Here is a 20,181-nt window from a genome sequence, read left to right as displayed (position 1 = left end):
CCCTGCTGCCCCGCGGCCAAACTCCTCGCTGGAGAATTAGATGAAGAGCTTGCTCGCTGACCTGTTCAAGCAAACCCTGCCGAACGAGGAAGAGTTCGACGCGATCACCATCGGCCTGGCCTCCCCCGACAAGGTCCGGTCGTGGTCGTACGGGGAAGTCAAGAAACCCGAAACCATCAACTACCGTACCTTCAAGCCGGAGCGCGACGGCCTGTTCTGCGCCAAGATCTTTGGCCCGGTGAAGGACTACGAGTGCCTGTGCGGCAAGTACAAGCGCCTCAAGCACCGCGGCGTGATCTGCGAGAAGTGCGGCGTCGAGGTGACCCTGTCGAAGGTGCGCCGCGAGCGCATGGGCCACATCGAGCTGGCCTCGCCGGTTGCCCACATCTGGTTCCTGAAGAGCCTGCCGAGCCGTCTCGGCATGGTGCTCGACATGACCCTGCGCGACATCGAACGCGTACTCTACTTCGAAGCCTTCGTGGTCGTCGAGCCGGGCATGACCCCGCTCAACCGCGCGCAACTGCTCACCGAGGACGACTACCTCGCCAAGGTCGAGGAGTACGGTGACGACTTCGACGCCGTGATGGGCGCCGAAGGCATCCGCGAGCTGCTGCGCACGCTCGACGTCAACCTCGAGATCGAGAAGCTGCGCGGCGAACTCGAAACCACCGGCTCGGAAGCCAAGATCAAGAAGTTCTCCAAGCGCCTGAAGGTGCTCGAGGCCTTCCAGACCTCCGGCATCAAGCCCGAGTGGATGATCCTCGAAGTGCTGCCGGTGCTGCCGCCCGACCTGCGTCCGCTGGTGCCGCTGGACGGCGGCCGTTTCGCCACCTCGGACCTCAACGACCTCTACCGTCGGGTGATCAACCGTAACAACCGCCTGAAGCGCCTGCTGGAGCTCAAGGCCCCCGAGATCATCGTGCGCAACGAAAAGCGCATGCTGCAGGAAGCCGTCGACTCGCTGCTCGACAACGGCCGCCGCGGCAAGGCCATGACTGGCGCCAACAAGCGTCCGCTGAAGTCGCTGGCCGACATGATCAAGGGCAAGGGCGGCCGCTTCCGCCAGAACCTGCTCGGCAAGCGCGTCGACTACTCGGGCCGTTCGGTCATCGTCGTCGGCCCGCAGCTCAAGCTGCACCAGTGCGGCCTGCCCAAGCTGATGGCGCTGGAGCTGTTCAAGCCCTTCATCTTCAACAAGCTCGAACTGATGGGTCTGGCGACCACCATCAAGCAGGCCAAGAAGATGGTGGAGAGCCAGGAGCCGGTGGTGTGGGACATCCTCGAAGAGGTGATCCGCGAGCATCCGGTGATGCTCAACCGCGCCCCGACCCTGCACCGCCTCGGCATCCAGGCCTTCGAGCCGGTGCTGATCGAAGGCAAGGCCATCCAGCTTCACCCCCTGGTCTGCGTGGCCTTCAACGCCGACTTCGACGGTGACCAGATGGCCGTTCACGTGCCGCTGTCGCTGGAAGCGCAGATGGAAGCCCGCACCCTCATGCTGGCCTCCAACAACGTCCTGTCGCCGGCCAACGGCGAGCCCATCATCGTCCCCTCGCAGGACATCGTGCTGGGCCTGTACTACGCTACCCGCGAGGCCATCAACGCCCCCGGCGAAGGCATGATCTTCACCGACGTCAGCGAGGTCAAGCGTGCCTACGACTCCAAGCAGATCACCCTGCACGCGCGCATTTCGGTGCGCCTGAGGGAGATCGAGGTCGGCGCCGACGGCGAACACCGCGAGAAGATCACCCGCTACGACACCACCGCGGGCCGTGCCATCCTGTCGGAGATCCTGCCCCCCGGCCTGCCCTTCAGCGTGATGGACAAGCCGCTCAAGAAGAAGGAAATCTCCAGGCTCATCAACGCCTCCTTCCGTCGCTGCGGCCTGCGCAACACGGTGATCTTCGCCGACAAGCTGATGCAGTTCGGCTACGCCCTGGCGACCCGTGCCGGCATCTCCATCGCCGTCAAGGACATGCTCGTGCCGACGCAGAAGGACGATCTGATCCGCGCCGCCGAGCACGAGGTCAAGGAGATCGCCAACCAGTACACCTCCGGTCTGGTCACCGACGGCGAGCGCTACAACAAGGTCGTGGATATCTGGGGGCGCTGCGGCGACCAGGTCGCCAAGGCGATGATGGACCAGCTCGGCCACGACGACGTCGTCGATCGCGACGGCAAGCCGGCCAAGCAGGAGTCCTTCAACTCCATCTACATGATGGCCGACTCCGGCGCCCGCGGCTCCGCCGCGCAGATCCGCCAGCTCGCCGGCATGCGTGGCCTGATGGCGAAGCCGGACGGCTCCATCATCGAGACGCCGATCACCACCAACTTCCGTGAAGGCCTCAACGTTCTGCAGTACTTCATCTCCACCCACGGCGCCCGTAAGGGTCTCGCGGATACGGCGCTGAAGACCGCGAACTCCGGCTACCTGACCCGCCGTCTGGTCGATGTGACCCAGGATCTGGTGGTCATCGAGGACGATTGCGGCACCCGCGAAGGCTTCGTGATGAAGGCCCTGATCGAGGGTGGCGAAGTCGTCGAGCCGCTGCGCGACCGTATCCTCGGCCGCGTGTGTACCGATGACGTGGTCAATCCCGATACCCAGGAGACCCTCATCGAGGCCGGCACCATGCTCGACGAGGATGCTGTCGATATGATCGAGAGCATCGGCATCGACGAGGTCAAGGTGCGCACCCCGCTGACCTGCGAAACGCGCTACGGCCTGTGCGCCAAGTGCTACGGGCGCGACCTCGGCCGCGGTTCGATGGTCAATGCCGGTGAGGCAGTCGGCGTGATCGCTGCGCAGTCGATCGGCGAGCCGGGTACCCAGCTCACCATGCGGACCTTCCACGTTGGTGGTGCGGCTTCGCGTTCGGCCTCCGCGAGCGGTGTCGAGGCGAAGTCCGCCGGCACCATCCGCTTTGCCGGCAACATGCGCTATGTCTCCAACGTCAAGGGCGAGAAGATCGTCATTGCACGCTCCGCCGAGCTCGTCGTCGCCGATGAGATGGGTCGCGAGCGCGAGCGTCACAAGCTGCCCTACGGCGCGACCCTGATGGTCGACGACGGCATGGCGATCAAGGCCGGCACCAAGCTTGCCAGCTGGGATCCTCACACCCGTCCGATCATCACCGAGTACGCCGGTACGGTGAAGTTCGAGAACGTCGAGGAAGGGGTCACCGTCGCCAAGCAGATCGACGACGTCACCGGCCTGTCCACCCTCGTCGTGATCGACGCCAAGCGCCGCTCCAGCTCGTCCACCGCGAAGGGCGTGCGTCCGCAGGTCAAGCTCTTCGACGACAGCGGCGAGGAAGTGCGCATTGCCGGCACCGAGCACGCCGTGGCCATCACCTTCCAGGTCGGCTCGCTGATCACCGTGAAGGATGGCCAGCAGGTCGGCGTCGGTGACGTGCTCGCCCGCATCCCCCAGGAATCGGCCAAGACCCGCGACATTACCGGCGGTCTGCCGCGCGTCGCGGAGCTGTTCGAGGCGCGTGCGCCGAAGGATGCCGGCATGCTCGCCGAGTACACCGGCACCGTTTCCTTCGGCAAGGACACCAAGGGCAAGCAGCGCCTGGTGATCACCGAGCTCGACGGCACCGTGCACGAGTTCCTGATCCCGAAGGACAAGCACCTGATGGTGCACGACGGCCAGGTGGTGAACAAGGGCGAACTGATCGTCGATGGTCCCGCCGATCCGCACGACATCCTGCGTCTGCAGGGCATCGAGGCGCTCGCGCACTACATCATCGACGAGGTGCAGGACGTGTACCGCCTGCAGGGCGTGAAGATCAACGACAAGCACATCGAGGTGATCGTTCGTCAGATGCTGCGTCGCGTGGTGATCACCGATCCGGGCGATACCAAGTTCATCCGCGAGGAGCAGGTCGAGCGCTCCGAGGTGCTGGACGAGAACGATCGCATGGAGGCCGAAGGCAAGCTGCCGGCAAGCTACGAGAACGTGCTGCTGGGCATCACCAAGGCTTCGCTGTCGACCGACTCCTTCATCTCAGCGGCGTCCTTCCAGGAAACCACCCGGGTGCTGACCGAAGCCGCGATCATGGGCAAGCGCGATGAACTGCGCGGCCTCAAGGAGAACGTCATCGTTGGTCGCCTGATCCCTGCCGGTACCGGTCTCGCTTACCACCGCAACCGCAAGGCGCAGGAAGCGGGTACCGATCTCGGTATCGAACATGCCTGGGACGCAGTGGTGGAAACCGCGGCGGAGACCCAGGATGTCGAAGCCAGTTGACGGAAGTTCAGTGTTTGAATTAAACTCCGGCCTCTTTTTGTGGACTGACCAATCGTAGTCAGTCTCAGCCGGAATAATCCGCCCGAGGCGGCCCGATGTGGCTGCCTCGGTTTTTTGGGAAATTCTCAAGCTATGCCAACAATCAATCAGCTCGTCCGCAAGCCGCGGCAAATGGCCGTCACCAAGAGCAAGGTGCCGGCGCTCGAAGCGTGCCCCCAGAAGCGTGGGGTGTGCACCCGGGTCTACACCACCACGCCGAAGAAGCCGAACTCCGCGCTTCGTAAGGTTGCCAAGGTGCGTCTGACCAACGGTTTCGAGGTCATTTCCTACATCGGTGGCGAAGGCCACAACCTGCAGGAACACTCCGTTGTGCTGATCCGCGGCGGTCGTGTCAAGGATTTGCCGGGTGTGCGCTATCACATCGTGCGTGGCTCCCTCGACCTGCAGGGTGTCAAGGACCGGAAGCAGTCGCGCTCGAAGTATGGCGCCAAGCGTCCGAAGAAAGCCTGATTGTTCGGCTCAAGATAATAAGCAGAGGTCGTTATGCCGCGTCGCCGCGAAGTACCCAAGCGTGAAATCCTCGCCGATCCCAAGTTCGGCTCGCAGGATGTTTCCAAGTTCATCAACGTGATCATGCAGGCCGGCAAGAAGTCGGTCGCCGAGCGCATCGTCTATGGCGCGCTGGAGCAGATCAGCAGCAAGTCCGGCAAGGATCCGCTGGAGGTCTTCTCCGCCGCGGTTGCCAACGTCAAGCCGGTGGTCGAGGTCAAGAGCCGCCGTGTCGGTGGTGCCAACTACCAGGTTCCGGTCGAGGTTCGTCCCTCCCGCCGCATGGCGCTGTCGATGCGCTGGCTGCGTGAGGCGGCGCGCAAGCGCGCCGAAAAGTCCATGGCCCAGCGCCTGGCTGGCGAGTTGATGGAGGCGGCTGAAGGTCGCGGTTCGGCGATGAAGAAGCGCGAAGAAGTTCACCGCATGGCCGAGGCAAACAAGGCATTCTCCCACTACCGGTTCTGATCCTTTCGCCGGTAGTGATTCGAGCCCTGCAAAGGGCTCGATTGTTTTGTAACGCATCAGTTCAACCCTCGCGCCGCAGCGCGATCCGGATAGACAGGAATAAACCGTGGCCCGCAAGACTCCTATCGAGCGCTACCGCAACATCGGTATCTCCGCTCACATTGACGCCGGCAAGACCACCACCACCGAGCGCATCCTTTTCTACACTGGCGTCAATCACAAGATTGGCGAAGTGCATGATGGCGCCGCCACCATGGACTGGATGGCGCAGGAGCAGGAGCGTGGCATTACCATCACCTCGGCGGCCACTACCTGCTTCTGGAAAGGGATGGAGATGAACTATCCCGAGCACCGCTTCAACATCATCGACACTCCGGGGCACGTCGACTTCACCATCGAAGTCGAGCGCTCCATGCGTGTGCTTGACGGTGCCTGCATGGTCTACTGCGCTGTGGGTGGCGTGCAGCCGCAGTCCGAAACGGTGTGGCGCCAGGCTACCAAGTACAAGGTGCCGCGTCTGGCCTTCGTGAACAAGATGGACCGCTCCGGCGCCAACTTCTTCAAGGTCGTCGAGCAGATGAAGACCCGCCTGAAGGCGAATCCCGTCCCGGTGGTCATCCCCATCGGTGCCGAAGAGCACTTCGCCGGCGTGGTCGACCTGATCAAGATGAAGGCTATCATCTGGGACGAGGCTTCCCAGGGCATGAAGTTCGACTACCGTGACATCCCTGCCGAGTTGCAGGCCGATGCCGAGAGCTGGCGCGAGCAGATGGTCGAAGCGGCTGCCGAGGCCTCCGAAGACCTGATGAACGAGTACCTTGAGAACGGTGACCTGTCCGAAGACAAGGTCCGTCTCGGCCTGCGCCTGCGCACCATCGCCTGCGAGATCCAGCCGATGCTGTGCGGTACTGCGTTCAAGAACAAGGGCGTGCAGCGCATGCTCGACGCGGTCATCGACTTCCTGCCGTCGCCGGTCGATATTCCGCCGGTGCAGGGTACGGATGAGGATGAGAAGGAAGTTTCGCGCAAGGCCGAGGATGGCGAGAAGTTCTCCGCCCTGGCGTTCAAGCTGATGACTGACCCCTTCGTTGGCCAGCTGACCTTTGTGCGCGTGTATTCCGGCGTGCTCGAGTCCGGCTCCACCGTCCTCAACTCGGTCAAGAACAAGAAGGAGCGCATCGGCCGCATCCTGCAGATGCACGCCAACGAGCGCCAGGAAATCAAGGAAGTGCTCGCCGGCGACATCGCCGCCGTGGTCGGCCTCAAGGAAGTTACCACCGGTGAGACCCTGTGCGACCCGAGCGCGCCGATCATCCTCGAGCGCATGGTCTTCCCGGATCCGGTGATTCACGTCGCCGTCGAGCCGAAGACCAAGAGCGACCAGGAAAAGATGGGTATCGCCCTGTCCCGCCTGGCGGCCGAGGATCCGTCCTTCCGCGTGCGCACCGACGAGGAATCCGGCCAGACCATCATCTCCGGCATGGGCGAACTGCACCTCGAGATCATCGTCGACCGCATGAAGCGCGAGTTCAACGTCGAAGCCAACGTCGGCGCGCCGCAGGTGGCCTACCGCGAAACCATCCGCAAGGCGGTGACCGACGTCGAAGGCAAGTTCGTCAAGCAGTCCGGCGGTCGCGGCCAGTACGGCCACGTGGTCATCAACCTCGAGCCGTCCGAGCAGGGCAAGGGCTACGAGTTTGTCGATGCCATCAAGGGTGGTGTGGTGCCGCGCGAATACATCCCCGCGGTGGACAAGGGTATTCAGGACACCCTGCCGAACGGCGTGCTCGCCGGCTTCCCGGTGGTGGACGTGAAGGTTACCCTGCAGTTCGGTTCCTACCACGACGTCGACTCCAACGAAAACGCCTTCAAGATGGCCGGTTCGATGGCCTTCAAGGAAGCCATGCGCCGCGCCAGCCCGGTGCTGCTGGAGCCGATGATGGCGGTGGTGGTGGAAACGCCGGAAGACTACATGGGCAACGTCATGGGCGATCTCTCCGGCCGTCGCGGCATCGTCCAGGGCATGGACGACATCCCCGGCGGCATGAAGGAAGTGAAGGCCGAAGTGCCGCTGGCCGAGATGTTCGGCTACGCGACCTCGCTGCGTTCGCTGACCCAGGGTCGCGCGACCTACTCGATGGAATTCAAGCACTACGCCGAGGCGCCGAAGAGCGTCGCCGAAGCGGTCATCAACAATCGCAAGTAAGCACCTGCATCGACAAGGAACATACTCATGGCTAAAGGTAAATTCGAGCGCACCAAGCCGCACGTAAACGTTGGCACGATCGGCCACGTTGACCATGGTAAGACGACGCTGACCGCGGCGATCACCACCATTCTGTCGAAGAAGTTCGGCGGTGAAGCGAAGGCCTACGACCAGATCGACGCGGCGCCCGAAGAGAAGGCGCGCGGCATCACCATCAACACCGCGCACGTCGAGTACGAGACCGAAACCCGTCACTACGCCCACGTGGACTGCCCGGGTCACGCCGACTACGTGAAGAACATGATTACCGGTGCGGCGCAGATGGACGGCGCGATCCTGGTGTGCTCGGCCGCTGACGGCCCGATGCCGCAGACCCGCGAGCACATCCTGCTGGCCCGCCAGGTCGGCGTGCCCTACATCATCGTCTTCCTGAACAAGTGCGACATGGTTGACGACGAAGAGCTGCTCGAGCTGGTCGAGATGGAAGTGCGCGAGCTGCTCTCCAAGTACGACTTCCCGGGCGACGACATTCCCATCGTCAAGGGTTCCGCGCTGAAGGCGCTCGAAGGCGACCAGTCGCCGATCGGCGAACCGGCGATCCTGGAGCTGGCCGCTGCGCTGGACTCCTACATCCCGACCCCGGAACGTGCCATCGACAAGCCCTTCCTGCTGCCGATCGAAGACGTGTTCTCGATCTCCGGCCGCGGCACCGTGGTGACCGGCCGTGTCGAGCGCGGCATCGTCAAGGTTGGTGAGGAAATCGAGATTGTCGGCATCAAGGCCACGGTCAAGACCACCTGCACCGGCGTGGAAATGTTCCGCAAGCTGCTCGACCAGGGTCAGGCGGGCGACAACGTCGGCGTGCTGCTGCGCGGCACCAAGCGTGAAGACGTCGAGCGTGGCCAGGTGCTGTGCAAGCCGGGTTCCATCACCCCGCACACCCACTTCACCGGCGAGATCTACGTGCTGTCGAAGGAAGAGGGCGGTCGTCACACCCCGTTCTTCAACAACTACCGTCCGCAGTTCTACTTCCGTACCACCGACGTGACCGGTTCGATCTCCCTGCCGGAAGGCACCGAGATGGTCATGCCGGGTGACAACGTGTCGATCACCGTGAAGCTGATCTGCCCGATCGCCATGGAAGAAGGTCTGCGTTTCGCCATCCGCGAAGGCGGTCGTACCGTCGGCGCCGGTGTGGTTGCCAAGATCATCGAGTAATTCCCTGTCCGGGCGCGGCATCGTGCCGCGCCCTCGCTCTTTGGAAAACAAGCCATGCAAAGCCAGAAAATCCGCATCCGCCTGAAGGCCTTCGACTATCGCCTGATCGATCAGTCCGCGCTCGAAATCGTCGACACCGCCAAGCGCACCGGCGCGGTGGTGCGCGGTCCCGTGCCGCTGCCGACCCGCATCGAGCGTTTCGACCTGCTGCGTTCGCCGCACGTCAACAAGGCCTCGCGCGACCAGATGGAAATCCGCACCCATCAACGTCTGATGGACATCATCGATCCCACTGACAAGACCGTGGATGCGCTGATGAAGCTGGATCTGCCGGCTGGCGTGGACGTCGAAATCAAGCTCCAGTAAGTACCATACTTGCGGGATCAAGGAAAAGGCCGGTATAATCCGGCCTTTGCGCCTATTGGTGCAATTGTTCGTTAGGGCCCGGTCAATCGTAACCGGGGATCAGGAGAAGAAAATGAGTCTAGGCCTTGTAGGTCGCAAGGTTGGCATGACTCGCGTCTTTGCCGAGGATGGTCGTTCCATCCCGGTGACGGTGCTGGACGTGTCCAACAATCGCGTGACCCAGATCAAGACATCTGAGGTGGATGGTTATTCCGCCGTTCAGGTGACTTTCGGCAAGCGCCGTGCGAGCCGCGTCAGTAAGCCGCTCGCCGGTCATCTCGCCAAGGCCGGCGTCGAAGCCGGTCACGTGCTCAAGGAATTCCGCGTCGAAGCCGCTCAGCTTGCCAGCCTCAAGGCCGGCGACGTGATCGGTGTCGACCTCTTTGCGGTCGGGCAGAAGGTGGATATCACCGGTACCTCGATCGGCAAGGGCTTCAGCGGCTCCATCAAGCGTCACAACTTCAGCTCCAACCGCGCTTCGCACGGTAACTCGATCTCGCACAACGCGCCGGGCTCCATCGGCATGGCGCAGGATCCGGGCCGGGTTTTCCCTGGCAAGCGGATGGCGGGTCAGTACGGCAACGTCACGCGCACCACGCAGAACCTCGAAGTGGTTCGCGTCGATGCCGAGCGTCAGCTGCTGCTGGTCAAGGGTGCGGTGCCGGGCTCCAAGGGTGGCGACGTGATCGTCCGCCCGGCGGTCAAGGCCGGTAACTGAGCGAGGGCGTAATGGAACTGAAACTACTGAATGACCAGGGTCAGCCCTCGGCCACGCTGCAGGCATCCGATGTCCTGTTCGGGCGTGACTACAACGAGGCGCTGGTGCACCAGGTGGTCACCGCCTACATGGCCAATGCCCGTTCCGGCAACCGTGCCCAGAAGGGCCGTTCCGACGTGGCCAAGTCGACCCGCAAGCCGTGGCGCCAGAAAGGCACCGGGCGTGCGCGCGCCGGTATGGCTTCCAGCCCGCTGTGGCGTGGGGGTGGTCGCATTTTCCCGAACTCCCCTGACGAGAACTTCTCGCAGAAGGTCAATCGCAAGATGTATCGCGCCGGCGTGGCGTCGATCCTCTCGCAGCTGGCTCGCGAAGACCGTCTGGCGGTCGTCGAGAACTTCAGCGTCGAGGCGCCGAAGACCAAGCTGCTGACCCAGAAGCTCAAGGGCATGGGGCTGGATTCCGTGCTGGTCATCACTGACGAGCTCGACGAGAACCTCTTCCTGTCGGCCCGCAACCTGCACGACGTGCTGGTGCTGGAAGTCCAGGAAGCCGATCCCGTGTCGCTGGTGCGTTTCGCCAAGGTGCTGGTCACCAAGGCTGCGCTGGCCAAGATGGAGGAAGCGTGGCAATGAGCGCAATCAGCCAGGAGCGTCTGCTGCAGGTGCTGCTCGCCCCGCAGATCTCCGAAAAGGCGACTTTCGTCGCCGACAAGAACGAGCAGGTGGTGTTCAAGGTCGCCTCCGATGCAACCAAGCCCGAAGTGAAGGCTGCCGTCGAGGCACTCTTCAAGGTCGAGGTCAAGTCGGTGCAGATCCTGAACGTGAAGGGCAAGGTCAAGCGTTTCGGCAAGATGATGGGCCGCCGCAAGGACTGGAAGAAGGCTTTCGTCTGCCTCAAGCCCGGCCAGGAAATCAACTTTGTGGCTGGGGAGTGATAAGTCATGGCACTGGTTAAACTGAAGCCCACCTCCGCTGGCCGTCGCGCCATGGTCAAGGTGGTGAACGACACCCTCTACAAGGGTCGTCCGTACGCTGGCCTGGTGGAAAGCCAGAGCAAGAATGCCGGCCGTAACAATTCCGGTCGCATCACCGTGCGTCACCAGGGTGGTGGTCACAAGCAGCACTACCGCCTGGTCGATTTCCGTCGCAACAAGGACGGCATCGTCGCCAAGGTCGAGCGCATCGAGTACGACCCCAACCGTTCCGCGCATATCGCCCTGCTGTGCTATGCCGACGGTGAGCGCCGCTACATCATCGCCCCCAAGGGTCTGGAAGTCGGCCAGCAGGTCGTCTCCGGTTCCGAGGCGCCGATCAAGGCCGGCAACGCCCTGCCGATCCGCAACATCCCGGTGGGTTCGACCATTCACTGCGTCGAGATGCTGCCCGGCAAGGGTGCCCAGCTCGCCCGCGCTGCCGGCACTTCCGTGCAGCTGCTGGCCCGCGAAGGCCTGTACGCCCAGCTGCGTCTGCGCTCCGGTGAAATCCGCCGCGTGCATGTCGAGTGCCGCGCCACCATCGGCGAAGTCGGCAACGGCGAGCATGGCCTGCGCAAGATCGGCAAGGCCGGCGCCAATCGCTGGCGTGGCATCCGCCCGACCGTTCGCGGCGTGGCGATGAACCCGGTCGATCACCCGCACGGTGGCGGCGAAGGCCGTACCGGCGAAGGCGGCGTGCCGCGCAGCCCGTGGGGTCAGCCCGCCAAGGGCTATCGCACGCGCCGCAACAAGCGCAGCGATTCCATGATCGTGCAGCGTCGGCACAAGCGTTAAGGGGTAAGAGATGTCTCGTTCTATCAAGAAAGGCCCGTTCGTCGACGCGCACCTGCTGAAGAAGGTGGACGCCGTACGCAACAGCAACGACAAGCGCCCGATCAAGACCTGGTCGCGCCGTTCCACGATCCTGCCCGACTTCGTCGGCCTGACGATCGCGGTGCATAACGGCCGCCTGCACATCCCGGTCTTCGTCTCGGAGAACATGGTTGGCCACAAGCTCGGCGAATTCGCGCTGACCCGCACCTTCAAGGGTCACGCCGCCAGCAAGAAGGCGAAGAGGTAAGGAGTCACTATGGAAACCAGAGCCATTCTCCGCGGGGTTCGCCTGTCGGCCCAAAAGGGCCGTCTGGTCGCCGATCTCGTCCGGGGCAAGCCGGTTGATCAGGCGCTCAACATTCTCGCCTTCTCGCCGAAGCGCGGTGCCAAGATCATCCGCAAGGTGGTCGAGTCCGCGATCGCCAATGCCGAGCACAACGACGGTGCCGACATCGACACCCTCAAGGTGAAGACCATCTACGTCGAGGAAGGCATGTCGCTGAAGCGCTTCACCGCGCGCGCCAAGGGCCGCGGCAACCGCATCCTCAAGCCTACTTGTCACGTCTACGTGACCGTCGGGGAATAAGGAGTAAGTATGGGTCAGAAAATTCATCCGACCGGATTCCGCCTCGCGGTCACGCGTGACTGGGGTTCCCGCTGGTTTGCGCCGAAGCGCGATTTCTCGCGCATGCTTGCGGAAGACCTGAAGGTCCGTGATTTCCTCAAGAAGCGCCTGGCGCACGCCTCCGTTGGCCGTGTGGTCATCGAGCGTCCGGCCAAGAATGCCCGCATCACCCTGTACAGCGCCCGCCCGGGTGTGGTGATCGGCAAGAAGGGCGAGGACATCGAGCTGCTCAAGCGCGAGCTGCAGAAGATCGTCGGCGTGCCCGTGCATGTGAACATCGAGGAAGTCCGCAAGCCCGAGATCGATGCCAAGCTGATCGCCGATTCGATCGCCCAGCAGCTCGAGAAGCGCATCATGTTCCGCCGTGCGATGAAGCGTGCGATGCAGAACGCCATGCGCCTCGGTGCCCAGGGCATCAAGATCATGAGCGCAGGCCGCCTCAACGGCGCCGAGATCGCCCGTACCGAGTGGTATCGCGAAGGCCGTGTGCCGCTGCACACCCTGCGCGCCAACATCGACTACGGCGTCTCCGAAGCCAAGACCACCTACGGCATCATCGGCATCAAGGTGTGGGTCTACAAGGGTGACCAGCTCGGTCGCAACGAGCAGCCCGTGGCCGCCGAGCCGGAAGCAGACAACCGCCGCGGTCGTCGTGGCGCGCCGCGCAACGACGAGGGCCGTCCGGCGCGTCGTGGCGGCCGTCGTGATGGCGCCGGCCGTCAAGAAGAAAGCAGGAGTGAATGATGCTGCAGCCGACGAGAAGGAAGTATCGTAAGGAGCAGAAAGGTCGCAACACCGGTCTGGCCACTCGCGGTGCGAAGGTCAGCTTCGGTGAATGGGGCCTGAAGGCCACCGGCCGTGGGCGCCTGACTGCCCGCCAGATCGAATCTGCGCGTCGTGCGATGACCCGTCACATCAAGCGTGGCGGTCGCATCTGGATCCGCGTCTTCCCGGACAAGCCGATCTCCAGGAAGCCTGCCGAAGTCCGTATGGGTAACGGCAAGGGCAACCCCGAGTACTGGGTTGCTGAGATCCAGCCCGGCAAGGTGCTGTACGAAATGGACGGTGTGGACGAAGCGCTCGCCCGTGAAGCTTTCCGGCTCGCCGCCGCCAAGCTTCCGATCGATACCGTGTTCGTTACGCGCCAAGTGGGGTAAGGCATGAATGCGAGTGATCTCCGCGCCAAGAGCGCAGGTGAATTGAATCAGGAATTGCTCGAGCTGCTGAAGGCGCAGTTTTCGCTGCGCATGCAACTGGCAACCCAGCAGCTGAGCAATACGAGCCAACTCGGGAAGGTGCGTCGCGACATCGCGCGCGTGCGGACCGTTCTGCGTGAAAAGGCAGGTCAGCAATGAGTGAAGAAAGCGCAAAGGTTCGCCGTGCGGTCGTTGGCCGTGTGGTGAGCGACAAGATGCAGAAGACGGTCACCGTCCTGGTGGAGCGTCGTGTGAAGCACCCGCTGTACGGCAAGATCATCACCCGTTCGGCCAAGTACCACGCCCACGTCGAAGACGGTGGTGCGGCGGCGGGTGATCTGGTGGAGATCGAGGAGTGCCGTCCGATCTCCCGCACCAAGACCTGGAAGGTCACGCGAGTTCTGGAAAAGGCGCGCGTCATCTGAGCTTTGATGTTTTGGTATGAACAGCTTGGCAAGCTCTTGCCAAGCTGTTATACTTTTCGTCTTTGCTCCGGATCTCGTCCGGGGCTTCTACCCGTACGGGTTCCAAGACTGACCGCAGCGCGGGATAAGTTGGAGATTTAACTCATGATTCAAATGCAATCCAGGCTGGACGTCGCCGACAACACCGGTGCGCGTTCGGTGATGTGCATCAAGGTCCTCGGTGGTTCGAAGCGCCGCTACGCCGGCGTGGGCGACATCATCAAGGTCACCGTGAAGGATGCTGCTCCGCGTGGGCGGGTCAAGAAGGGTGACGTCTATAACGCCGTGGTGGTCCGCACCGCCAAGGGTGTGCGCCGCCCCGATGGTTCCCTGATCAAGTTCGACGGCAATGCCGCCGTTCTGCTGAACAACAAGCTCGAGCCGATCGGCACCCGTATCTTCGGGCCGGTTACTCGCGAGCTGCGCACCGAGCGGTTCATGAAGATCGTCTCGCTGGCGCCGGAAGTGCTCTGAGGAGTCGACGAGATGAACAAGATCCGCAAGGGTGATGAAGTGGTCGTGCTGGCCGGCAAGGATCGCGGTCGTCGCGGTACCGTGCTGCGTCGCGTGGATGACGAGCGTGTGGTCGTTGAAGGCGTCAATCGCGTGAAGAAGCATGTCCGTCCGAATCCGATGAAGGGTGAGGTGGGTGGCATCGTCGAGAAGGAGATGCCCATCCATGTTTCGAACGTCGCGCTGTTCAATCCCGCGGCCCAGAAGGGCGATCGCGTCGGGATCAAGGTGCTTGAAGATGGCCGCAAGGCGCGCTTCTTCAAGTCGAACGGCGAGCTCGTGGACGCGTAAGGAGTAACAATGGCTCGCTTGCAAGAGTTCTACAAAGAGACGGTCGTGCCTGAGTTGCTCAAGCAGTTCGGTTACAAGTCCGTCATGGAAGTGCCGCGCATCACCAAGATCACCCTCAACATGGGTGTTGGCGAGGCGGTCGGTGACAAGAAGATCCTGGAAAACGCCATTGGCGACATGACCAAGATCGCCGGCCAGAAGCCGGTTGCCACCAAGGCGCGCAAGTCCATCGCCGGCTTCAAGATCCGTGATGGCTATCCGATCGGCTGCATGGTGACCCTGCGTGGTCCGCAAATGTACGAGTTCTTCGATCGCCTGGTAACCGTGGCGCTGCCGCGCGTGCGTGACTTCCGCGGTATTGCCGCGAAGGGTTTCGACGGTCGTGGCAACTACAACCTCGGCGTCAAGGAACAGATCATCTTCCCGGAAATCGAGTACGACAAGATCGATGCGCTGCGCGGGATGAACATCAGCATCACGACGACGGCGAAGACCGACCAGGAAGCGCGTGCGCTGCTGGCCGCGTTCAAGTTCCCGTTCAAGAATTGAGGGTGATATGGCAAAACTGGCTCTGATCAACCGCGAAGAGAAGCGCCGCAAGCTGGTGGCGAAGTTCGCTGCCAAGCGCGCCGCTCTGGTCGCCCAGATCAACGATTCCAAGTTGTCCGAGGAAGAGCGCATGGCCGCCCGTCTGCAACTGCAGCAGCTGCCCCGCAACGCCAATCCTACGCGTACCCGCAACCGCTGCAGCCTCACCGGCCGTCCGCGTGGTGTGTATCGCAAGTTCGGCCTGTGCCGCAACAAGCTGCGTGAAATTGCCTTCCGCGGCGAAGTGCCTGGCATGACCAAGGCGAGCTGGTAAGGAGAGATCAAAAGATGAGTATGTCCGATCCCATCGCCGATATGCTGACCCGCATCCGCAATGCCCAGCAGGCCCAGAAGCCCGCGGTGAGCATGCCGTCCTCCAAGCTCAAGGTGGCGATTGCCCGTGTGCTCAAGGACGAGGGTTACATCGACGACTTTTCCGTGCGCGACAGCGACGGCAAGGCGCAGCTCGACGTCGCGCTCAAGTACTACGCCGGTCGCCCGGTCATCGAACGCATCGAACGCGTCAGCCGTCCCGGCCTGCGTGTGTACAAGGGTAGTGACGATCTGCCGCGCGTCATGAATGGACTGGGTGTGGCCATTGTGTCCACGCCCAAGGGTGTGATGACCGATCGTGCCGCACGCGCCAGTCGCGTCGGTGGCGAAGTGATCTGCGTCGTCGCTTAAGGGGGTGCCATGTCTCGTGTAGCTAAGAATCCGGTGGCCATCCCGCAGGGCGTCGAGGTCACCATCAACGCAGCACAAATCACCGTCAAGGGTCCGCTGGGTACGCTCAGCCGCCCGGCTCACGCTGCTGTCAGCGTCGAGCGCGAAGGTGACGCGCTGGTGTGCAAGGCACGTGAGGGGGTGGAAAACGCCCGCGCGATGTCCGGCACCATGCGTGCCCTGCTGGCCAACATGGTTACCGGCGTGTCCAAGGGTTTCGAGCGCAAGCTGACCCTGGTAGGCGTCGGCTACCGTGCCCAGGCTCAGGGCGACAAGCTGAATCTCTCGCTGGGTTTCTCCCACCCCGTGGCGCACCAGATGCCCGCCGGCGTGACCGTTGAAACCCCCTCGCAGACCGAGATCGTGATCAAGGGCGTCGACAAGCAGCAGGTCGGCCAGGTCGCGGCCGAGGTGCGGGCCTACCGCGCTCCCGAACCCTACAAGGGCAAGGGCGTCCGTTATTCGGACGAAGTGGTGGTGCTCAAGGAAACCAAGAAGAAGTAAGGGCGGTTCGTCATGGACAAAAAACAAGTTCGTCTTCGCCGTGCGCGTAAAACCCGCGCCAAGATTGCGGAGCTGAAGGCGGTGCGCCTGGCCGTGTTCCGTTCCAACAGCCACATCTACGCCCAGATCATCTCGGGCTGCGGCTCCCGCGTGCTCGCTGCCGCTTCCACCGTGGAAGCCGAAGTGCGTGCCCAGGTGCCGAACGGCGGCAACAAGCAGGCAGCGGAAGTGGTCGGCAAGCTGATTGCCGAACGCGCCAAGGCTGCCGGGATCGAGCAGGTCGCGTTCGACCGCTCGGGCTTCCTGTATCACGGTCGCGTGAAGGCGCTGGCCGAGGCTGCCCGTGAAGGCGGTCTGAAGTTCTAAGCGAGGATTCGAATGGCTAAGCAGCAAACCAAACGCCCGCAGGCCTCCGAGGAGCGCGACGACGGCCTGCGCGAGAAGATGGTCGCGATCAATCGCGTGACCAAGGTTGTGAAGGGTGGTCGTATCCTCGGCTTTGCCGCGCTGACCGTGGTCGGTGATGGCGACGGCGGCATCGGCATGGGCAAGGGCAAGTCCCGTGAAGTGCCGGTGGCCGTGCAGAAGGCGATGGACGAGGCCCGCCGCAAGCTGGTCAAGATCCCGCTGCGCGACGGCACCCTGCAGCACACCGTGATCGGCAAGCACGGCGCGGCCGAAGTGCTGATGCAGCCCGCCCCCGGCGGTACCGGCATCATCGCCGGCGGCCCGATGCGCGCGGTGTTCGAGGTGATGGGCGTGACCGACATCATCTGCAAGTGCATCGGTTCGACCAATCCGTACAACGTCGTGCGTGCGACCATCAACGGCCTGCTGGCCGTCAACACCCCGGCAGTGATCGCCGCCAAGCGTGGCAAGACTGTCGAAGAGATCCTGGGGTAAGCGATGTCCGACAAGAAACTCAAGGTCACGCTGGTGAAGAGCGTGATCGGTACCAAACAGTCCCATCGCGCCACGGTTCGCGGCCTGGGCCTGCGTCGACTGAATCACACCGTCGAACTGCAGGACACGCCCGAAGTGCGCGGCATGATCAACAAGGTGTCCTACCTGGTGAAGTGCGAGGCTTAAATGCGGCTGAATGACATTAAACCCGGTGCCGGCTCCAAGTCGCCGGCCAAGCGCGTCGGTCGTGGCATCGGCAGCGGCCTGGGCAAGACCTGCGGTCGCGGCCACAAGGGCCAGAAGTCCCGCTCCGGCGGCTTCCACAAGACCGGTTTCGAAGGCGGTCAGATGCCGCTGCAGCGCCGTCTGCCGAAGCGTGGCTTCGTGTCCCTGACCCGTGCCCGCAACGCCGAAGTGCGTCTGTCCGAACTCGACAAGCTGCCCGTCGATGACGTCGATCTGCTGGTCCTCATGCAGGCCGGTATCGTCGCCGCTGATGCGCTGTCCGCCAAGGTCATCCTCTCCGGCAAGATCACCCGCAAGGTGAACCTGCGTGGCGTGGGCGCGACCAAGGGTGCCAAGGCTGCCATCGAGGCCGCCGGCGGTTCCGTCGCGGTTGCCGAGTAAGGCAGGGGAAGGCAGTGGCCAATCCGTCCGCCACCGTGGGAAACGCCGGTCGCTTCGGTGACCTCAAGCGGCGCATCCTGTTCCTGCTGGGAGCGCTGATCGTCTACCGCATCGGCGCGCACATTCCCGTGCCCGGAATCGATCCCGAGCGCCTCGCCGAACTGTTCCAGTCGCAGGCCGGCGGCATCCTCGGGGTCTTCAACCTGTTCTCGGGCGGTGCGCTGTCGCGTTTCACCATCTTCGCGCTGGGGATCATGCCGTACATCTCGGCATCGATCATCATGCAGCTGATGACGGTGGCGGTGCCTGCGCTCGAGCAACTGAAGAAGGAAGGTGAAGCCGGTCGCCGCAAGATCACCCAGTACACCCGCTACGGCACGCTCCTGCTTGCCTTTGCGCAGTCGCTGGGGATGGCCATCGCGCTGGAAGGACAGCCCGGTCTGGTGCTCGATCCCGGCCTGATGTTCCGCTTCGTGACCGTCGCCACCCTCGTCACCGGGACCATGTTCCTGATGTGGCTGGGCGAGCAGATCACCGAGCGCGGTATCGGCAACGGCATCTCGCTGATCATCTTCGCCGGTATCGTGGCGGGTCTGCCGAGTGCCATCGGCGGTCTGTTCGAGCTGGTCCGTACCGGTGCGATGCATCCCTTTACGGCCCTGTTCATCTGCGTGCTGGTGGTGCTGGTGACTGCGTTCGTGGTGTTCGTCGAGCGGGGTCAGCGCAAGATCCTGGTCAATTACGCCAAGCGTCAGGTGGGCAACAAGGTGTACGGTGGTCAGGCTTCGCACCTGCCGCTGAAGCTCAACATGTCGGGCGTCATCCCGCCGATCTTCGCGTCGAGCATCATCCTCTTCCCGGCGACGCTGGGGCAGTGGTTCGGTGCTTCGGAAGGCATGTACTGGCTGCGTGACATCGCCTCGACGCTGTCGCCGGGGCAACCGATCTACGTGATGCTGTACGCTGCAGCGATCGTGTTCTTCTGCTTCTTCTACACCGCACTGGTGTTCAACGCCCGCGATACCGCGGACAACCTGAAGAAGAGTGGGGCGTTCGTGCCGGGTATCCGGCCCGGTGATCAGACTGCACGTTACATCGACCGCATCCTCACCAGGCTGACGCTGGCCGGGGCGGTGTACATCACGCTGGTGTGTCTGCTGCCGGAGTTCCTGATCCTGAAGTGGAACGTGCCGTTCTATTTCGGTGGAACCTCGCTGCTGATCATCGTCGTGGTGACCATGGACTTCATGGTGCAGGTGCAGTCTTACGTGATGTCCCATCAGTACGAAAGCCTGCTGAAGAAAGCCAACTTCAAGGGTGCGGGTCTTCCGCTCAGGTAAGCGATGGCGAAGGAAGATGTAATCGAGATGCAGGGCGAGGTGACCGAGAACCTCCCCAACGCGACGTTCCGCGTCAGGCTCGAAAACGGGCACATGGTCCTCGGACACATCTCCGGCAAGATGCGCATGCACTACATCCGCATCCTTCCGGGCGACAAGGTCACCGTGCAACTGACGCCGTATGACCTGACCAAGGGCCGGATCGTGTTCCGGACCAAGTGATTATAGAAACAGGAGCAAGAACATGAGAGTCCAGGCTTCGGTCAAGCGGCTGTGCCGCAACTGCAAGATCATTCGACGCAAGGGCGTGGTCCGCGTGATCTGCACCGATCCGCGTCACAAGCAGCGCCAGGGTTGATCTAGTCAATCCCGGGTATTAAAATTTAATGTTTCGCTTTTTGGGGTAATCGGATGGCCCGTATTGCTGGGGTAAACATTCCCAACCACAAGCATGCCGAGATCGCGCTGACCAGCATCTATGGGATCGGCCGTACGCGTGCTCAGAAGATTTGCGACGCCGCTGGTGTTGCTCGTTCGACCAAGATCAAGGATCTGACCGATTCCGACATGGAGAAGCTGCGCGACGAAGTCGGCCGCTTCGTTGTCGAAGGCGATCTGCGTCGTGAAGTCACGATGAACATCAAGCGCCTGATGGACCTGGGTTGCTACCGCGGTGTGCGTCATCGCCGCGGCCTGCCGATGCGCGGTCAGCGCACCCGTACCAATGCCCGCACCCGCAAGGGTCCGCGCAAGGCCATCGCCGGCAAGAAGTGATAGGAACTGA

30 protein-coding genes are annotated in these 20,181 nt (G+C 62.7%); all 30 read left to right on the top strand.

The genetic code is table 11. From position 1 onward, the window contains the following. Positions 1-40 precede the first annotated feature (40 nt). The 30 genes from rpoC (at position 41) to rpsM (ending at position 20,171) form a co-directional block, all read left to right on the top strand. Positions 41-4,255, top strand: coding sequence for a DNA-directed RNA polymerase subunit beta' (gene rpoC / locus C8261_RS14515; RefSeq protein WP_107494449.1), 4,215 nt, complete (start codon positions 41-43; stop codon positions 4,253-4,255). 132 nt (positions 4,256-4,387) lie between these two features. After that, a complete protein-coding gene (gene rpsL / locus C8261_RS14510) occupies positions 4,388-4,765 on the top strand; it encodes a 30S ribosomal protein S12 (RefSeq protein ID WP_107494448.1) in 378 nt (125 codons plus the stop codon). A 33-nt stretch (positions 4,766-4,798) separates the two neighbouring features. Next, on the top strand, positions 4,799-5,269 hold the full coding sequence (gene rpsG / locus C8261_RS14505) for a 30S ribosomal protein S7 (protein WP_107494447.1): 471 nt from the start codon (positions 4,799-4,801) through the stop codon (positions 5,267-5,269). A gap of 106 nt (positions 5,270-5,375) precedes the next feature. Continuing rightward, positions 5,376-7,475, top strand: coding sequence for an elongation factor G (gene fusA / locus C8261_RS14500; protein ID WP_107494446.1), 2,100 nt, complete (start codon positions 5,376-5,378; stop codon positions 7,473-7,475). Between the two features lie 27 nt (positions 7,476-7,502). Then, positions 7,503-8,693: an elongation factor Tu gene (gene tuf / locus C8261_RS14495; protein WP_107494445.1), complete on the top strand. Its 1,191-nt coding sequence runs from the start codon at positions 7,503-7,505 to the stop codon at positions 8,691-8,693. Between the two features lie 54 nt (positions 8,694-8,747). Further along, positions 8,748-9,059: a 30S ribosomal protein S10 gene (gene rpsJ / locus C8261_RS14490; RefSeq protein ID WP_107494444.1), complete on the top strand. Its 312-nt coding sequence runs from the start codon at positions 8,748-8,750 to the stop codon at positions 9,057-9,059. Positions 9,060-9,171: 112 nt separating this feature from the next. Then, a complete protein-coding gene (gene rplC, locus C8261_RS14485) occupies positions 9,172-9,816 on the top strand; it encodes a 50S ribosomal protein L3 (RefSeq protein WP_107494443.1) in 645 nt (214 codons plus the stop codon). 11 nt (positions 9,817-9,827) lie between these two features. Beyond that, the gene (gene rplD / locus C8261_RS14480; protein ID WP_107494442.1) at positions 9,828-10,448 is read left to right on the top strand and encodes a 50S ribosomal protein L4; all 621 of its coding nucleotides are present in this window, start codon (positions 9,828-9,830) and stop codon (positions 10,446-10,448) included. Next, entirely contained in the window at positions 10,445-10,750 is a 306-nt protein-coding gene (gene rplW / locus C8261_RS14475) for a 50S ribosomal protein L23 (RefSeq protein WP_107494441.1), read from the top strand. Before rplD ends, rplW begins: the two co-directional genes overlap by 4 nt. 6 nt (positions 10,751-10,756) lie before the next feature. Next, a complete protein-coding gene (gene rplB, locus C8261_RS14470; RefSeq protein ID WP_107494440.1) occupies positions 10,757-11,584 on the top strand; it encodes a 50S ribosomal protein L2 in 828 nt (275 codons plus the stop codon). Between the two features lie 10 nt (positions 11,585-11,594). After that, positions 11,595-11,870 (top strand): 30S ribosomal protein S19, encoded by a 276-nt coding sequence (rpsS, locus tag C8261_RS14465; RefSeq protein WP_107494439.1) that lies wholly within the window; start codon positions 11,595-11,597, stop codon positions 11,868-11,870. A 9-nt stretch (positions 11,871-11,879) separates the two neighbouring features. Then, a complete protein-coding gene (gene rplV, locus C8261_RS14460) occupies positions 11,880-12,209 on the top strand; it encodes a 50S ribosomal protein L22 (protein ID WP_107494438.1) in 330 nt (109 codons plus the stop codon). 9 nt (positions 12,210-12,218) lie between these two features. After that, positions 12,219-12,992 (top strand): 30S ribosomal protein S3, encoded by a 774-nt coding sequence (gene rpsC, locus C8261_RS14455; protein ID WP_107494437.1) that lies wholly within the window; start codon positions 12,219-12,221, stop codon positions 12,990-12,992. Continuing rightward, entirely contained in the window at positions 12,992-13,405 is a 414-nt protein-coding gene (gene rplP, locus C8261_RS14450; protein WP_107494436.1) for a 50S ribosomal protein L16, read from the top strand. Before rpsC ends, rplP begins: the two co-directional genes overlap by 1 nt. 3 nt (positions 13,406-13,408) lie before the next feature. After that, positions 13,409-13,603 (top strand): 50S ribosomal protein L29, encoded by a 195-nt coding sequence (gene rpmC / locus C8261_RS14445; RefSeq protein WP_107494435.1) that lies wholly within the window; start codon positions 13,409-13,411, stop codon positions 13,601-13,603. After that, positions 13,600-13,869, top strand: a complete 270-nt coding sequence (gene rpsQ / locus C8261_RS14440; protein WP_107494434.1) for a 30S ribosomal protein S17 — start codon at positions 13,600-13,602, stop codon at positions 13,867-13,869. Before rpmC ends, rpsQ begins: the two co-directional genes overlap by 4 nt. Positions 13,870-14,013: 144 nt before the next feature. Further along, complete coding sequence (gene rplN, locus C8261_RS14435; protein WP_107494433.1) at positions 14,014-14,382, top strand: 50S ribosomal protein L14; 369 nt, start codon at positions 14,014-14,016, stop codon at positions 14,380-14,382. A gap of 12 nt (positions 14,383-14,394) precedes the next feature. Next, on the top strand, positions 14,395-14,712 hold the full coding sequence (gene rplX, locus C8261_RS14430; RefSeq protein WP_107494432.1) for a 50S ribosomal protein L24: 318 nt from the start codon (positions 14,395-14,397) through the stop codon (positions 14,710-14,712). Positions 14,713-14,721: 9 nt separating this feature from the next. Then, a complete protein-coding gene (gene rplE / locus C8261_RS14425; RefSeq protein ID WP_107494431.1) occupies positions 14,722-15,261 on the top strand; it encodes a 50S ribosomal protein L5 in 540 nt (179 codons plus the stop codon). Between the two features lie 7 nt (positions 15,262-15,268). Next, positions 15,269-15,574, top strand: coding sequence for a 30S ribosomal protein S14 (rpsN, locus tag C8261_RS14420; RefSeq protein WP_107494430.1), 306 nt, complete (start codon positions 15,269-15,271; stop codon positions 15,572-15,574). A gap of 14 nt (positions 15,575-15,588) precedes the next feature. Next, the gene (gene rpsH / locus C8261_RS14415) at positions 15,589-15,984 is read left to right on the top strand and encodes a 30S ribosomal protein S8 (protein WP_107494429.1); all 396 of its coding nucleotides are present in this window, start codon (positions 15,589-15,591) and stop codon (positions 15,982-15,984) included. Positions 15,985-15,993: 9 nt separating this feature from the next. Then, positions 15,994-16,527 (top strand): 50S ribosomal protein L6, encoded by a 534-nt coding sequence (gene rplF, locus C8261_RS14410; protein WP_107494428.1) that lies wholly within the window; start codon positions 15,994-15,996, stop codon positions 16,525-16,527. Between the two features lie 12 nt (positions 16,528-16,539). After that, positions 16,540-16,893 carry a 50S ribosomal protein L18 gene (gene rplR, locus C8261_RS14405; protein ID WP_107494427.1) on the top strand — a complete coding sequence of 118 codons (354 nt, stop codon included), beginning with the start codon at positions 16,540-16,542 and terminating at the stop codon, positions 16,891-16,893. Between the two features lie 12 nt (positions 16,894-16,905). Continuing rightward, positions 16,906-17,430 (top strand): 30S ribosomal protein S5, encoded by a 525-nt coding sequence (rpsE, locus tag C8261_RS14400; RefSeq protein ID WP_107494426.1) that lies wholly within the window; start codon positions 16,906-16,908, stop codon positions 17,428-17,430. Between the two features lie 3 nt (positions 17,431-17,433). Continuing rightward, on the top strand, positions 17,434-17,616 hold the full coding sequence (gene rpmD / locus C8261_RS14395) for a 50S ribosomal protein L30 (protein WP_107494425.1): 183 nt from the start codon (positions 17,434-17,436) through the stop codon (positions 17,614-17,616). Continuing rightward, positions 17,617-18,057: a 50S ribosomal protein L15 gene (gene rplO / locus C8261_RS14390; RefSeq protein WP_107494424.1), complete on the top strand. Its 441-nt coding sequence runs from the start codon at positions 17,617-17,619 to the stop codon at positions 18,055-18,057. It abuts the gene before it with no gap. Positions 18,058-18,071: 14 nt separating this feature from the next. Next, positions 18,072-19,397, top strand: coding sequence for a preprotein translocase subunit SecY (gene secY, locus C8261_RS14385; RefSeq protein ID WP_107494423.1), 1,326 nt, complete (start codon positions 18,072-18,074; stop codon positions 19,395-19,397). Between the two features lie 3 nt (positions 19,398-19,400). Beyond that, positions 19,401-19,619 carry a translation initiation factor IF-1 gene (infA, locus tag C8261_RS14380; RefSeq protein WP_002931617.1) on the top strand — a complete coding sequence of 73 codons (219 nt, stop codon included), beginning with the start codon at positions 19,401-19,403 and terminating at the stop codon, positions 19,617-19,619. Positions 19,620-19,641: 22 nt separating this feature from the next. Continuing rightward, entirely contained in the window at positions 19,642-19,755 is a 114-nt protein-coding gene (rpmJ, locus tag C8261_RS14375) for a 50S ribosomal protein L36 (protein ID WP_004258276.1), read from the top strand. Positions 19,756-19,808: 53 nt separating this feature from the next. Next, positions 19,809-20,171 (top strand): 30S ribosomal protein S13, encoded by a 363-nt coding sequence (gene rpsM / locus C8261_RS14370; protein WP_107494422.1) that lies wholly within the window; start codon positions 19,809-19,811, stop codon positions 20,169-20,171. Positions 20,172-20,181: the final 10 nt, after the last annotated feature.

This window comes from Pseudothauera lacus (assembly GCF_003034845.1).
GTDB classification, from domain to species: Bacteria; Pseudomonadota; Gammaproteobacteria; order Burkholderiales; family Rhodocyclaceae; genus Pseudothauera; species Pseudothauera lacus.
This window is presented reverse-complemented; position numbering and strand designations above follow the sequence as displayed.

Excerpts from the sequence above, each read along its gene's own strand:
- rpoC (WP_107494449.1), top strand. The coding sequence starts at position 41 with ATGAAGAGCTTGCTCGCTGACCTGTTCAAGCAAACCCTGCCGAACGAG.
- rpsL (WP_107494448.1), top strand. The coding sequence starts at position 4,388 with ATGCCAACAATCAATCAGCTCGTCCGCAAGCCGCGGCAAATGGCCGTC.
- rpsG (WP_107494447.1), top strand. The coding sequence starts at position 4,799 with ATGCCGCGTCGCCGCGAAGTACCCAAGCGTGAAATCCTCGCCGATCCC.
- tuf (WP_107494445.1), top strand. The coding sequence starts at position 7,503 with ATGGCTAAAGGTAAATTCGAGCGCACCAAGCCGCACGTAAACGTTGGC.
- rpsJ (WP_107494444.1), top strand. The coding sequence starts at position 8,748 with ATGCAAAGCCAGAAAATCCGCATCCGCCTGAAGGCCTTCGACTATCGC.
- rplC (WP_107494443.1), top strand. The coding sequence starts at position 9,172 with ATGAGTCTAGGCCTTGTAGGTCGCAAGGTTGGCATGACTCGCGTCTTT.
- rplD (WP_107494442.1), top strand. The coding sequence starts at position 9,828 with ATGGAACTGAAACTACTGAATGACCAGGGTCAGCCCTCGGCCACGCTG.
- rplW (WP_107494441.1), top strand. The coding sequence starts at position 10,445 with ATGAGCGCAATCAGCCAGGAGCGTCTGCTGCAGGTGCTGCTCGCCCCG.
- rplB (WP_107494440.1), top strand. The coding sequence starts at position 10,757 with ATGGCACTGGTTAAACTGAAGCCCACCTCCGCTGGCCGTCGCGCCATG.
- rpsS (WP_107494439.1), top strand. The coding sequence starts at position 11,595 with ATGTCTCGTTCTATCAAGAAAGGCCCGTTCGTCGACGCGCACCTGCTG.
- rplV (WP_107494438.1), top strand. The coding sequence starts at position 11,880 with ATGGAAACCAGAGCCATTCTCCGCGGGGTTCGCCTGTCGGCCCAAAAG.
- rpsC (WP_107494437.1), top strand. The coding sequence starts at position 12,219 with ATGGGTCAGAAAATTCATCCGACCGGATTCCGCCTCGCGGTCACGCGT.
- rplP (WP_107494436.1), top strand. The coding sequence starts at position 12,992 with ATGCTGCAGCCGACGAGAAGGAAGTATCGTAAGGAGCAGAAAGGTCGC.
- rpmC (WP_107494435.1), top strand. The coding sequence starts at position 13,409 with ATGAATGCGAGTGATCTCCGCGCCAAGAGCGCAGGTGAATTGAATCAG.
- rpsQ (WP_107494434.1), top strand. The coding sequence starts at position 13,600 with ATGAGTGAAGAAAGCGCAAAGGTTCGCCGTGCGGTCGTTGGCCGTGTG.
- rplN (WP_107494433.1), top strand. The coding sequence starts at position 14,014 with ATGATTCAAATGCAATCCAGGCTGGACGTCGCCGACAACACCGGTGCG.
- rplX (WP_107494432.1), top strand. The coding sequence starts at position 14,395 with ATGAACAAGATCCGCAAGGGTGATGAAGTGGTCGTGCTGGCCGGCAAG.
- rplE (WP_107494431.1), top strand. The coding sequence starts at position 14,722 with ATGGCTCGCTTGCAAGAGTTCTACAAAGAGACGGTCGTGCCTGAGTTG.
- rpsN (WP_107494430.1), top strand. The coding sequence starts at position 15,269 with ATGGCAAAACTGGCTCTGATCAACCGCGAAGAGAAGCGCCGCAAGCTG.
- rpsH (WP_107494429.1), top strand. The coding sequence starts at position 15,589 with ATGAGTATGTCCGATCCCATCGCCGATATGCTGACCCGCATCCGCAAT.
- rplF (WP_107494428.1), top strand. The coding sequence starts at position 15,994 with ATGTCTCGTGTAGCTAAGAATCCGGTGGCCATCCCGCAGGGCGTCGAG.
- rplR (WP_107494427.1), top strand. The coding sequence starts at position 16,540 with ATGGACAAAAAACAAGTTCGTCTTCGCCGTGCGCGTAAAACCCGCGCC.
- rpsE (WP_107494426.1), top strand. The coding sequence starts at position 16,906 with ATGGCTAAGCAGCAAACCAAACGCCCGCAGGCCTCCGAGGAGCGCGAC.
- rpmD (WP_107494425.1), top strand. The coding sequence starts at position 17,434 with ATGTCCGACAAGAAACTCAAGGTCACGCTGGTGAAGAGCGTGATCGGT.
- rplO (WP_107494424.1), top strand. The coding sequence starts at position 17,617 with ATGCGGCTGAATGACATTAAACCCGGTGCCGGCTCCAAGTCGCCGGCC.
- infA (WP_002931617.1), top strand. The coding sequence starts at position 19,401 with ATGGCGAAGGAAGATGTAATCGAGATGCAGGGCGAGGTGACCGAGAAC.
- rpmJ (WP_004258276.1), top strand. The coding sequence starts at position 19,642 with ATGAGAGTCCAGGCTTCGGTCAAGCGGCTGTGCCGCAACTGCAAGATC.
- rpsM (WP_107494422.1), top strand. The coding sequence starts at position 19,809 with ATGGCCCGTATTGCTGGGGTAAACATTCCCAACCACAAGCATGCCGAG.